Annotated in this window: 13 protein-coding genes and 1 pseudogene; 4 read left to right on the forward strand and 10 right to left on the reverse strand. The window is 58.9% G+C overall.

Annotated features, from left to right (window positions below; genetic code table 11):
* Window positions 1-3: 3 nt before the first annotated feature.
* The 10 genes from murA to CAPSK01_RS18795 all read right to left on the reverse strand — a co-directional run bounded on the left by murA (window position 4) and on the right by CAPSK01_RS18795 (window position 7,007).
* Window positions 4-1,263, reverse strand: a complete 1,260-nt coding sequence (gene murA, locus CAPSK01_RS18750) for a UDP-N-acetylglucosamine 1-carboxyvinyltransferase (protein WP_034930281.1) — start codon at window positions 1,261-1,263, stop codon at window positions 4-6.
* A complete protein-coding gene (locus CAPSK01_RS18755; protein WP_273704067.1) occupies window positions 1,256-1,501 on the reverse strand; it encodes a BolA/IbaG family iron-sulfur metabolism protein in 246 nt (81 codons plus the stop codon). The genes murA and CAPSK01_RS18755 overlap by 8 nt, the downstream gene beginning before the upstream one ends.
* A gap of 3 nt (window positions 1,502-1,504) precedes the next feature.
* Window positions 1,505-2,260 (reverse strand): ABC transporter permease, encoded by a 756-nt coding sequence (locus tag CAPSK01_RS18760; RefSeq protein WP_273704068.1) that lies wholly within the window; start codon window positions 2,258-2,260, stop codon window positions 1,505-1,507.
* A complete protein-coding gene (locus CAPSK01_RS18765) occupies window positions 2,257-3,180 on the reverse strand; it encodes an ABC transporter ATP-binding protein (RefSeq protein WP_034930285.1) in 924 nt (307 codons plus the stop codon). The genes CAPSK01_RS18760 and CAPSK01_RS18765 overlap by 4 nt, the downstream gene beginning before the upstream one ends.
* Before the next feature lie 35 nt (window positions 3,181-3,215).
* Window positions 3,216-3,509: an STAS domain-containing protein gene (locus CAPSK01_RS18770; protein WP_034930287.1), complete on the reverse strand. Its 294-nt coding sequence runs from the start codon at window positions 3,507-3,509 to the stop codon at window positions 3,216-3,218.
* Window positions 3,506-4,102: an ABC transporter substrate-binding protein gene (locus tag CAPSK01_RS18775; RefSeq protein WP_034930466.1), complete on the reverse strand. Its 597-nt coding sequence runs from the start codon at window positions 4,100-4,102 to the stop codon at window positions 3,506-3,508. The genes CAPSK01_RS18770 and CAPSK01_RS18775 overlap by 4 nt, the downstream gene beginning before the upstream one ends.
* Window positions 4,103-4,168: 66 nt before the next feature.
* Window positions 4,169-4,849, reverse strand: a complete 681-nt coding sequence (locus CAPSK01_RS18780; protein WP_273704069.1) for a VacJ family lipoprotein — start codon at window positions 4,847-4,849, stop codon at window positions 4,169-4,171.
* Window positions 4,850-4,919: 70 nt separating this feature from the next.
* The gene (gene mlaD, locus CAPSK01_RS18785) at window positions 4,920-5,390 is read right to left on the reverse strand and encodes an outer membrane lipid asymmetry maintenance protein MlaD (protein ID WP_034930291.1); all 471 of its coding nucleotides are present in this window, start codon (window positions 5,388-5,390) and stop codon (window positions 4,920-4,922) included.
* A complete protein-coding gene (gene mlaE / locus CAPSK01_RS18790; protein ID WP_273704070.1) occupies window positions 5,390-6,163 on the reverse strand; it encodes a lipid asymmetry maintenance ABC transporter permease subunit MlaE in 774 nt (257 codons plus the stop codon). Before mlaE ends, mlaD begins: the two co-directional genes overlap by 1 nt.
* A 25-nt stretch (window positions 6,164-6,188) precedes the next feature.
* Complete coding sequence (locus CAPSK01_RS18795; protein ID WP_034930296.1) at window positions 6,189-7,007, reverse strand: ABC transporter ATP-binding protein; 819 nt, start codon at window positions 7,005-7,007, stop codon at window positions 6,189-6,191.
* A gap of 128 nt (window positions 7,008-7,135) precedes the next feature.
* Between CAPSK01_RS18795 and CAPSK01_RS18800 the strand changes: the two genes are divergently transcribed.
* From CAPSK01_RS18800 to CAPSK01_RS23975, 4 genes and pseudogenes are all read left to right on the forward strand, one after another.
* Complete coding sequence (locus CAPSK01_RS18800; protein WP_034930298.1) at window positions 7,136-8,593, forward strand: sigma-54 dependent transcriptional regulator; 1,458 nt, start codon at window positions 7,136-7,138, stop codon at window positions 8,591-8,593.
* On the forward strand, window positions 8,593-9,981 hold the full coding sequence (locus CAPSK01_RS18805) for an AAA family ATPase (RefSeq protein WP_034930301.1): 1,389 nt from the start codon (window positions 8,593-8,595) through the stop codon (window positions 9,979-9,981). Before CAPSK01_RS18800 ends, CAPSK01_RS18805 begins: the two co-directional genes overlap by 1 nt.
* Window positions 9,982-10,068: 87 nt before the next feature.
* Entirely contained in the window at window positions 10,069-11,907 is a 1,839-nt protein-coding gene (locus tag CAPSK01_RS18810; protein WP_034930303.1) for a type II and III secretion system protein, read from the forward strand.
* Window positions 11,904-12,415, forward strand: a pseudogene (locus CAPSK01_RS23975) (hypothetical protein); the annotation flags it as partial. The gene CAPSK01_RS18810 and the pseudogene CAPSK01_RS23975, both read left to right, overlap by 4 nt.

The raw sequence follows: 12,415 nt of genomic DNA on the forward strand, positions 1-12,415 counted from the left end.
GTGTCAGCGAAGCCGCCTGACCTCCGCTCCAAGTTGTCCGAGTTTCTCCTCCATGCGTTCGTAGCCCCTGTCGAGGTGGTAGATCCGCTCGATCAGCGTCTCGCCCTGCGCGACCAGACCGGCAATGACCAGGCTGGCTGATGCGCGCAGGTCGGTGGCCATCACTGTGGCACCTTCGAGACGCTCGACGCCGGTAACCATCGCATTGCTGGCGTCGATCTTGATGTCTGCCCCCAGGCGAATCAGTTCGACAGCGTGCATGAAGCGATTCTCGAAGATCGTCTCGCGGATCACCGCTGACCCCTCGGCGACACAGTTGATGGCCATGAATTGCGCCTGCATGTCGGTCGGGAACGCAGGATAGGGCGAGGTGCGAATGCTCACTGCCCTGAGCCGTGGCGGTGCCTTGAGAGTGATCGCTGTACGCTCGGCAGTGATGTCGCAGCCGGCGTCGAGCAACTTGTCGACCACCGCGTCGAGGCAAGCGGCCGAAGTTCTGGTCAGACGAATGCTGCCACCGGTTGCCGCCGCGGCACAGAGATAGGTGCCGGTTTCAATGCGATCGGCCATGATCGAATGCGATGCGCCGTGCAGGCGCGCAACGCCACGGATACGAATCTTGTCGGAACCGGCACCAGAAATCCGCGCACCCATTGAAATCAGGCAGTTGGCCAGATCGACGACCTCGGGCTCACGCGCAGCATTCTCGATGATCGTTTCGCCTTCGGCCAGGACCGCGGCCATCATCAGGTTTTCGGTTCCGGTGACGGTGACCATGTCGGTCACAATATGCGCTCCCCTGAGGCCTCCGGCCCCTGCCTTGGCATGAATGTAGCCGTGCTCGACATGGATCTTCGCCCCCATCGCCTGCAAGCCCTTGATGTGCTGTTCGACCGGCCGGGCACCAATCGCACAGCCTCCCGGTAGCGATACCCTTGCTTCGCCATGACGCGCCAGCAAGGGGCCGAGCACCAGGATCGAGGCCCGCATGGTTTTGACCATGTCGTAGGGGGCAAGCGGGTTGTTGAGGCCGAGGCTGTTCAAGAGCACACCATCGACACTCTCACGAGTGATCGCGACGCCCATTTGCTCGATCAGACGGAGCATCGTCGAGATGTCCTTGAGTCGCGGCACGTTGCTTAGATGTAGCGTCTCGGACGCGAGCAAACTGGCGCAGAGGATCGGCAGCGCTGCATTCTTGGCACCGGAAATGGCGATCTCGCCGGAGAGCGGCAGACCCCCCTGGATCAGCAGCTTATCCACTCGCTGCACTCCACTCTTCAGGGGTCTGGGTTTTCATCGATAGGGCGTGCAAATCACCGCTGTCAAAATGCAGCCGCAATACTTCGTTGACGCGCTGCTGCCGCTGTACGCGATTCCTTCCAGAAAATTCGGCACTGACGATCAGTGCCTCGAAGTGGTGGCCATCACCCACTACTTGCAGGTGCTCGCAGGGCAGGCCTTCGGCGATGATTTTCTGGAGTTGTTCAGGGTGCATCATGATTCAGGACCTCAGTTTGTAACCACTCCGGAGGAGTGCCAGGGTTGCCGCCGACACCATCAGGAAGCTCGTGCCAGCGACTGCCAGACTGTTTTCTGGCGGCACGTCCGAGACGCCGAAAAACCCGAAGCGGAAGCCATCGATCATATAGAAGACGGGATTGAAACGCGATACCTGTTGCCAGAATACGGGGAGCGAATGCAGGGAGTAGAAAACGCCGGAGAGCATCGTCAGCGGCATGATCAGGAAATTCTGAAAACCCGCCAATTGGTCGAACTTGTCAGCCCAGATGCCGGCGATCATGCCCAACGCTCCCATCGTCCCACCACCGAGAACGAGGAACAGCAGAATCCACTGCGGTGCCACCATGGCCGGTACAGCAAACCAGATCGTTACCAGCAGTACGCCCAGAGCCACCATCAAAGCGCGCAGGACCGCCGCGACGACATAGGCGAAAAAGAACTCGACGTAGGAGATCGGTGGCAGGAGAACGAAAATCACGCTGCCCGTCACCTTCGACTGAATCAGACTGGAAGAACTGTTGGCGAAGGCGTTCTGCAGCGCCGACATCATCACCAGGCCGGGAATCAGAAAGCTGGTGTAGGCGATGCCATGCACCTGCAACTGGGCTTCGAGTACATGCGAAAAGATCATCAGATAGAGCACGGCCGTCAGTACCGGCGCAGCGATGGTCTGAAAGTTCACCTTCCAGAAGCGCAGAACTTCCTTGTAGAGCAAGGTCCGGAAACCGGAGATCATGGTACGGTTTCCTTGCGGTAATCGCTACTCTGCATCACCCCCAGGAAAACATCTTCCAGGTCGGCCTGCGTCAGGCGCAGATCGTCAATGACGCAACCGGCCTCACGCATGGCGGCGAGAAGCGGTTCGATTTCGCCAAGACTGCCGAGACGAAAGGTCCACATGCCCTCGTTTTGCGTTGCGCGCGCAGAGAGCTCTGGTGGCAGCTTCGCAGAACCTGCCAGGCGCAGGGCCAGGGTATGACCGGCGAAGCGTGCCAACAGGTTGCTGGTCGTATCCAGAGCGACCACACGTCCCTGTTTGAGCATCGCAATTCGCCCACACAGGGCTTCGGCTTCCTCGAGATAATGCGTGGTCAGGATCACCGTGTGCCCATCACGATTCAGGCGCCGGATGAATTGCCACAAGCCTTGCCGAAGTTCGACGTCGACTCCGGCGGTCGGTTCGTCGAGAACAATGACCGGCGGTTTATGCACCAGTGCCTGGGCGACGAGGACCCGGCGTTTCATGCCGCCGGACAGGCGACGCATATTGGTATCCGCTTTGCCGGTCAGATCCAGGTTGGCGAGAATCTCGTCGATCCAGTCTTCATTGTGGCGAATTCCAAAATAGCCGGATTGAATGCGCAAGGTCTCACGTACAGTAAAGAACGGGTCAAAAACGAGTTCCTGGGGCACCACCCCAAGCAGCCGCCGTGCGGCGCGGTAATTGCTGACCACATCGTATCCCATCACTACCAGCTTGCCGGCACTTGGACGAGAGAGACCAGCCAGGCAGGAAATCAGGGTGGTCTTGCCGGCACCGTTGGGTCCCAGCAGACCAAAAAACTCCCCCTCGCTGATCTGCAGCGACACACCGGCAAGCGCCAACAGAGAGCCAAAGCGCTTTTCAACACGCTCAACTGCAACCGCAAAAGGCATGGGGCTTGGCTTTGTGACGAGGCTTGTGCGTCCGCTCAGGCGAGCGGTAGCAGTTCAGCGACGCCGTACAGGGTCGCCAGACTGATCAGGTTTGCCGGTGGATTAGCCAGTCGCAGGCGGATGCCGCGCTCGGCAGCGGTGCGCAGCCAGGCAAGAACAACACTCAGGGCCGAGGAATCCACCTCGGCAACAGCCACGAGGTCAAGTACCACCAGCTCGCTCAGGTGGCCTGAGCGTAGGCAATGACGCCCGGCCTCAAGCAACGAGCGCGCGTTGACAATGACCATCGGCGCGGTCACGCGCAGGCTGCCGTCGGCATGCTCGATCATTTCTTGCCGGCTGCGAGTTGCTTGTTGCGATTGCTGAGCATCGTGATCAGGCCGTCGATACCGGTGTTGTTCACTTCCTGCTTGAAGGTATCGCGATAATTGGTGACCAGGCTGACACCAGCCACAATCACGTCGTAAACCTTCCAGCCATGACCCTGCTTCTCGAGCGAGTAATCGAGCTGGACGGGCTTGCTGCCGGGCTGTACGACTTCGGTCCTGATTACCACAGTGGTCTCGCCTTCCGGGATTTTGCTGGGCTTATAGACGACTGTCTGGTTCTTGTAGGAGGTCAGCGCGTTCGAGTAGGTGCGCACCAAGAGCGTCCTGAACTCCTCCGTGAGGAGCTTCTTCTGTTCCGGCGTCGCCTTGTTCCAGTCACGTCCAACAGCCAGCGCGGTCATTCGCTGGAAGTTGAAATACGGGAGCACCTTGGCTTCGACCAGATCGATCGCTTTTTGGGTATTGCCGCTCTGAATGTCCTTGTCCTGACGAACGACGGTCAATACATCCTCGGTGACTTGTCGAACCATGGCATCTGGAGCCAGTTCCTGTGCGCTGGCAGGTGCCAGCACGAACAACAGAGCAAACAGCATTGACAATATCGGTTTCATGGATATTTCCTAGGATTCGGGGATTCTGATGAAGCAGCGGGTATCGACCTAGCGCAATGACTGATCCTCAGGAACCTCGTGCGGCAGTTCTCCGTCGAAGATCTCGCTCCGGCGATGTTGCAGGTAGGCATCCCTGATGTAGTCGTATTTGTCAAACGCGGCTTCTGCGACCACCTTGTCGGTAGGCAGCAGGCTTGCCCGCAAGTGGATATAGCGCGTTGCCAACAGGCTGTTGCGCAATGGTATGTCATCGAGACGCCATACCGGATCGTAAAACAGAAAAGTGTCGACCATCCAGCCGAAGGTATCGCGTGTCGTTCGTGGCCCGATCAGTGGCCAGTAGAAGTAAGGGCCATCAGGGACTCCCCATTTGCCGAGAGTCTGCCCGAAGTCTTCCGAGTGTTTGGCCAGACCCATTTCGGCAGCCACGTCGAAAGCACCGCCAATACCGATGGTGCTGTTGACCAACACCCGGCCGGCATCGGAAGCGGCTTGCCCACCTTTGCCCTGCAGCAGATTGTTTACCGCGGTCCAGGCATCCAAGAGATTGCCAAAGAAGTTGCCGACAAGCACCTTCACCGGTAGCGGCGCGACGTAGTCATAGCCTTGGGCAACCGGTTTGACGACCACGTCGAGGCCTTCGTTGACGGCAAACATTGCACGGTTGAAACCCTCGAAGGGGTCTTTAGGATTGTTTGCGGTCGTTGCGCAGCCGCTTGCAGCAAGCATCACTGCCGCGCAGGCGAGACAGGACACGCGCATTGTTGAAAGGCATGGTTTCACTGATTTCCCCTTCATCCTATTTCTCGACTGGTCCTTCGGACGCTTTGTTGAACATGAACTGACTGATCAGCTTTTCCAGTACCACCGCCGACTGCGTCTTGGCGATCACCTCGCCGGCCTTCAGCATCGCCGCATCTCCGCCCGGATCCAGTCCGATGTACTGTTCGCCAAGCAAGCCGGCGGTCAGGATCAAGGCAAAGGTATCCTTCGGAAAATGATAGCGGCCGTCAATGTTGATGGTCACCACGGCCTCATAAGTCTCCGGGTCAAAACGGATATCCGCGACACGCCCGACGACCACGCCGGCGCTCTTGACGGGGGCACGTACCTTCAGTCCACCGATGTTGACGAATTTGGCGGTCAAAGGGTAAGTCTCGGAAAAATTGGCGGCTGCCAGATTGCCGACCTTCAGCGCCAGGAACAGCAACGAAGCAAAGCCCATGGCAACAAAAATACCGACCCACAGGTCGAGCAACTTGCGACTCATCAAGCCTCCCGGAACATGAACGAAGTCAACACAAAGTCGAGTGACAGGATCGCCAATGCCGATTTGACGACGGTGCCCTTGATTGAGCTTGAAACTCCTTCGGCAGTTGGTTGCGCATCGTAACCCTCGAAAACGGCAATCAGCGAAACGGCGATGCCGAAAACGAAGCTCTTGACGATACCGCTCCAGACGTCATAGCGAAAATCAACCGATGCCTGCATTTGCGACCAGAACGCGCCTTCATCGACGCCGATGAAGACTACCCCGATCAGATAGCCACCGAACACCCCGGTGGCCGAAAAAAGCGCCGCCAGCAAGGGCATCGAGATCACACCGCCCCAGAAACGTGGTGCAACGACACGGGCAATCGGATTGACCGCCATCATGTCCATTGCGGTGAGTTGCTCGGTCGCCTTCATCAGCCCGATTTCGGCCGTAATCGACGAACCGGCTCGCGAAGCAAATAATAAGGCAGCCACCACCGGGCCAAGTTCCCGTACCAGCGACAGCGCGACCAGCACCCCGAGGGCGTCAGCGGAGCCGTAGCGCTGCAAGGTTTCGTAGCCCTGCATGCCCAGCACCATGCCGATGAACAGCCCGGAGACCATGATGATCAGCAGCGACTGGAAACCGGCATAATAGACTTCCCGAATCGTCAGATGCAGGCGTCGGAAAGACTGGCTGGACCAGAGCAGCACCATGACGAAAAAACGTGCCGCAAAACCCAGTCGCTGCAGCGCGCCATTGACATGGTGACCAAGGCGGGTGAGCATTGCCACGATTGCACCTGGACCCGGCCTATGGCTGCGCATACGCACTTTTCCCGAGCAGTTCCCGGACGAGCGGAGCCGCCGGATAGTGGAATGGTACCGGTCCGTCCGCCTCGGCGAAAACAAACTGATGGACAAAGGGATGCTTCGACGCACGAATCTCGTCCGGCGTTCCGAGCGCGACGATTTTTCCTTCGGACATGAAATAAATGAAATCGACGATCAGCAAAGACTCCTGAATGTCGTGGGTGACCATGATGGTCGTGGCACCCAATGCATCATTGAGACTGCGGATCAGGTGCCCGATGACGCCCAGTGAAATCGGATCGAGACCAGCGAAAGGTTCATCATACATGATCAACATCGGATCAAGCGCAATCGCCCGCGCCAGTGCGACTCGTCTGGCCATGCCGCCGGAAAGTTCTGCCGGCATCAGATGATGCGCGCCGCGCAGGCCAACAGCATTGAGTTTCATCAATACCATGTCACGGATCAATTCTTCGGGCAGATCGGTGTGTTCCCGCATTTGATAGGCGACGTTCTCAAATACCGAGATATCGGTGAACAGTGCGCCAAACTGGAAGAGCATCCCCATGCGCCGGCGCAGAGCATAGAGCTCGTCGTTACGCAGGCGCTGGACTGCCTGGCCATCGACCAACACCTCGCCGCGGCTTGGCCTGAGCTGTCCGCCAATCAGTCGCAACAGGGTCGTCTTGCCACAACCCGAACCACCCATGATGGCCACAACCTTGCCGCGCGGGATCTGTAGACTGATCCCGTTGAGGATCAGTCGATCTTCGTAGGCAAAGTCGAGATCCCTGATCTCGACAAGATGATCAGCAGCCACCGCATCGCACCCAGGACAAAGTATGGATTATACCTGACCCCCTTGCACGTCACCGTGAAATACTTGCCGCCAATATAATTGTGGAATAATGTCCATCAGGCTCTTTCTGCCACGATCACAAGCCTTGCATGCCCACCCTCTCAGGAAACTCTCTGCCCGAAAAGCCCTTGTTGCTCATCATTGATGATGATGCGCTGATCTGTGACACCTTGAGTTTTTCGCTGAGTCCGTTTTTTGAAGTGATCACCAGTCATTCTCGCCCGCATTGCCTGCAACTGCTTCGACAATTGCGCAAAACGCCCGAATTGGCGCTGGTTGACCTCGGCCTGCCGCCCGTTCCACACCGTCCGGATGAGGGTTTTTCGCTGATTGTAGACCTGCTCAAGGTCGCGCCCAAGATCCGCATCGTGGTCCTCTCCGGGCAAAGCGACGAGGGCAATGCGCGTCACGCGCGCACTCTCGGCGCCGTTGATTTCGTTGCCAAACCGTGCAGCCCCGGTGACTTGCAGCAAGTTCTCACGGGTGCGCTGACGTTTAGCATGGTAGACGACGGGCGCAATGAAGGCACTTCATCGTTGCTCGGCAACAGTCCGGCCATACAAAAACTGCGGTTGCAACTCCTGCAGTATAGTGACCTACAGTTTCCGGTACTGATCGAAGGGGAATCGGGCAGTGGCAAGGAGGTCATTGCCTCGAGCTGTCTGCATTACCATACCCAGCGCCGCGACCGGCCATTCCTGGCGATCAATTGCGCCGCGATCTCGCCCAGCCTGATTGAAGCGACCTTGTTCGGCTACGCCAGAGGCGCTTTCACCGGTGCGGTAGCGATGAAGGCCGGTTATTTCGAAGATGCTGCGGACGGCACACTGTTTCTCGACGAGATTGGCGAACTGGCACTCGACCTCCAGGCCAAGCTGCTGCGAGTATTGGAAAACGGAGAGTACCAACGCGTTGGCGAAACCCAGAAGCGCTTCAGCCGGGCACGCATCATCGCCGCTACCAACCGCGACCTGCGCAAAGAGGTCAAGGCAGGCAACTTTCGGGCTGATCTCTACCATCGGCTGTCGGTTTGTTCAATCGTCGCACCGCCCTTGCGCGAGATGGGCGAGGACAGGCTCGTCCTTCTCGACCACTTCAGAGAACTCTACGCGGCACAAACACAGCAGCGGCCGTTCAGCCTCTCGGCGGAAGCGACAGATTTGTGGTGCAGCTACAGTTTCCCCGGCAACGTTCGCGAGCTACGCAACATTATCATCCGCTTGACTACCCGGCACTCGGGACAGATTGTCGACACCGCCGCGCTGGCAGCAGAACTTGATCTACCCGACGAGCCACAGGAGGTCGCAGTGAGTTCGCCAAGCGGGGCGGATGCAGCGACCGGCGATGCGTTCATCGCTGCGGCAACGCATCGCCTGCGGCAAAGAGTTCCCTTCAACCTCGATCGCCTGCTCGATGCCACCGAACGCGGTTACATCGAGGCTGCATTGAAGCTGGCGCATGGGAATGTCAGTCAGGCGGCACGCCTGCTCGGCATGCACCGCACGACACTCTATAATCGGATGGAATCCTCAGCGCGGGAGCAGTGATGTACCTGGACCATTTCGGACTGCAACAGGCGCCTTTCCGCATTACACCGCACACCGAGTTTTTTTTCGCAGGGGCCAACCGGGGCGCTACGCTCGATGCGCTGATCTACGCGATCAACCACGATGAAGGTATCGTCAAGGTCAGCGGCGAGGTCGGTAGCGGTAAAACGATGCTCTGCCGGATGCTGCTGGAAAAACTTTCGGGTCAGGTCGAGACGATCTATCTGGCCAACCCCTTGCTGTCGCATGCCGAGATCCTTTATGCCATTGCCGAGGAATTGCGGATTCCACTACAGCAAGGGCATGGCCATTCGCTGTTGCGGTCCCTACAGGAGCGTCTGCTGAGAATCTACGCTGACGGTCGCCAGGTCGTCGCCCTGATCGATGAGGCGCATGCCATGCCACTGGCGGCACTCGAAGAGGTTCGCCTGCTTTCCAACCTGGAATCAAGCCGGCACAAGCTGCTACAGATCGTGCTCTTCGGTCAACCTGAACTGGATCAGCGCCTCGGTGAACCCGCCCTGCGCCAGCTCAACGACCGCATTACCCACCACTTCAGGCTCGAACCGTTGCACCGCAATGACGTTGCCGTGTATCTGATGTTTCGCCTGCGCACTGCGGGCTATCATGGCCCGGATCTGTTTACCCGGCGCGCCATTCAGTTGATCTGCCGGGCCTCCGAGGGTCTGACCCGGCGCATCAACATTCTCGCCGACAAAGCCCTGCTGGCCGCATTTTCCGAAGGGGTGCACCAGATCGATGGCAGGCAGGTCCGGGCAGCGATTCGCGACGCCCAGTTCAAGTGCATCGCTGACCCGGGGCGCACGCGCTGGCTGTGGGTGGGTGCCACCACCGCCCTCTGTGCGCTCAGCGGACTAGCCTACCTTGCCACCAGCGACCATGCCAGCGGCCTGCCGACAGCGGCGGCGAACAAGGCGACACCTTTGGCTCCGGCCATCCTGCAGGAGAACCAAGCCTCGACCACGTCCTTAGTAGTGGCCCCTGAGCTGACGTTCCCAACGAAGGCAACGCTCGGTACCGCCAAACTGGACACGCTTGCCGAGCGCATTGCCGCAACCGAAGACTGGCTGGCGCAGACCCCGGACAGCCATTATTTCATTCAACTGTTGATGGCCGACGCCGGTAGCCAGCGGGAAGTCGCGGATTTCATCGTTAACCACACGAGAACCCTCGATTTGCGGCAAGTTCGGGTTTATCGTTCACGGGTCGGCGGTCGAGAAAGACTCGGCGTCATTTACGGCGACTACCCTTCCCGCGAGCAGGCGATTGCCGCGCTGGCGACGCTTGGAGAAGTCAGCCCAGAGAGCAAGCCCTATGTGCGGGCGGTTGCCAAACTCCGCCCGCCACACCTCAGAAGGCCCGGGTAGTTATCAGTAATTCAATAAAAATCATGTGCTTGTGTGGAATTTTCGGCATGGTATCATAAACTCCCTTTGACTGGATCAAGCTTGAGCGTGTCCCTGAAAAATCTGCGCATGTGGCGCATTCCTGGTGTCATTTCTCTCGCCATGCTGCTTTGTGCCTGCACTCCGAGCACGCTGAGCAAGGGGCCATCTGCCGGACATCTGCAGGCCGCAAGTGCCCCCAAAATCCAGGGGGCAATTCCCCAGCCTGTTCAGCAAAGTGTCGTGCTGCCCAGACCCAGGATCATCGGCAAGACTGAAACCTACAGCGTCGTCGTCAACAACGTCCAGGTTCATGACCTGCTGTTTGCCCTTGCCCGCGACGCCAGACTGAACGTAGACATTCATCCCGGGCTCATCGGGTCGGTGACCCTCAACGCGATTGACCAGACGCTGCCACAATTGCTCACCCGCATTGCCAAACAGGTCGACATGCGCTTCGAGATGGAAGGCCCGAACCTGGTGGTGATGCCTGACTCTCCTTACCTCAAGAACTACAAGGTTGACTACGTCAACATTGCCCGCGATGTCACGGGGACTGTATCGACGAGCACACAGATTTCAACCAGCTCGCTGACAGCCGGCGGCAGTGGCGCCGCCGGCACCGGCAACACCTCGCGCATCCAGATCGAGAACAAGTCGAGAAACCGCTTTTGGGAAACTCTCGAGAAGAACCTGAAAGAACTGCTGCACGAAACCGACAAGATTTTCCCGGAAGGGTCGACCGAGACAGTCACCGAACAAACCGCGGCGCAGAGTACGACCGGCACCGGTACGCCAGCCCCGGCGAATACCGCGGCGCGTGTGGTCGGCCAGATGGTGCAGTCCCTGGCCGGCAGTCCGAATCCCGCCACACTGCAAAATACCGGAGCCTCTGTCGTCAAGCGCATGACCTTCCGCGAAGCAGCGTCGGTAATCGCCAACCCGGAAGGCGGGGTGATCACTGTCAGAGCCACTGCCAGGCAACACGAAAAAGTGCAGGAGTTTCTCGATCGGGTCATGAGTGGCGCAAGAAGGCAGGTGCTGATCGAAGCGACGATCATCGAAGTCACGTTGAGCGATGGCTACCAACAAGGCATCGAGTGGAGTCGCCTGACCAGTGGCACCGACTACAGCATCAGCAAACCGACGTTGACGACCAACGTGCCCAGTGCCGTGACACCATACGTCATCAAGTACAGACAGATCAACCCGCTGAATCTGCTGGCAACGGTGGAGTTGTTACGTGCTTTCGGTACCGTCAAGGTGCTCTCCAGTCCCAAGCTCGCAGTGCTCAACAACCAGACGGCAACGCTCAAGGTTTCCGAGGATTTCGTCTACTTCAACGTCAAGCAGGACGTCGTTCCCGGCAACACCAACACCAACGCCACCGTGACCACGACGACGACACCACAATCCGTTTCGATCGGGTTCTTCATGAGCCTGACCGCGCAGATCAGTGACAACGGCACCGTCACCCTGAGCGTACGGCCATCGATTTCGAGTATCGCCGAACTGAAGCAGGATCCCAATCCGGAACTTGCCAAGAATAACATCAAGAACCTGGTGCCGCAGATTCGCATGCGCGAGATCGAGTCGATGATGCGTGTCGAAAGTGGCGACATCGCGGTCCTTGGCGGCCTGATGGAAGATCGGCTGGATAACCGCGACGGCCGCATGCCAGGCTTTGGGGATATCCCTTTTCTTGGTGAAGTGTTCAATACCCGTTCGAACTCCTCGGCCAAATCCGAACTCGTCGTTCTCCTGCGTCCGACGGTGATCAGGGACGCTTCGATCGAGGGTGATTTCAGCAGCTTCAGGGAGTCCCTGCCGAACCGGGATTTCTTCAGGAACGACCAGGTCTACCGCCCTTTCTCGTCGCCTGACCAGCCTCCGGAGCCGCTGCAGTGAGTCTGCTGATGGATGCGCTGCGCCGTGCCGAGGAGGCCAAACGGCAGGCTGCCGGCCTGACCAGCAGTGGCGACCCGCTTGAACTGCGCCTCGACCCGCTGGAAACACCCGCGCCGAGTCCCCAGAGACGGACGCCGCCACCGCTCTCCAGACCTCTCGATACAGACGCACCGGGTCCAGCAACTGAAGCCACGGCAACGCCGCCGAGCCGAGGTCGGCCGGAACTGCCGCCGGCCGACCTCGGCAGTAGCGACACCGCGGCACGGATCGCGGCGGGAAATGTGTTTGCCGTCAAACAGGTCCCGAGGTCGCGCACAGCTCTATGGCTTTTCCTCGGATTCGGCGCTATCGCGATGCTGGCTATCGGCGGCTACTTCTGGTGGCAGTTGCAGATCATCTCAGGTGGCTCGCTGCGCAGACCGATGGCCGCTACACTGTCAGCAAACCCGCCGCCAGCCCCGCCACCTGGGGCGCCGCTGCAGGCGGCGGCCGGGACGCCCCTGGCCCG

The sequence above is a fragment of the Candidatus Accumulibacter vicinus genome (assembly GCF_000584955.1).
Classification (GTDB): domain Bacteria; phylum Pseudomonadota; class Gammaproteobacteria; order Burkholderiales; family Rhodocyclaceae; genus Accumulibacter; species Accumulibacter vicinus.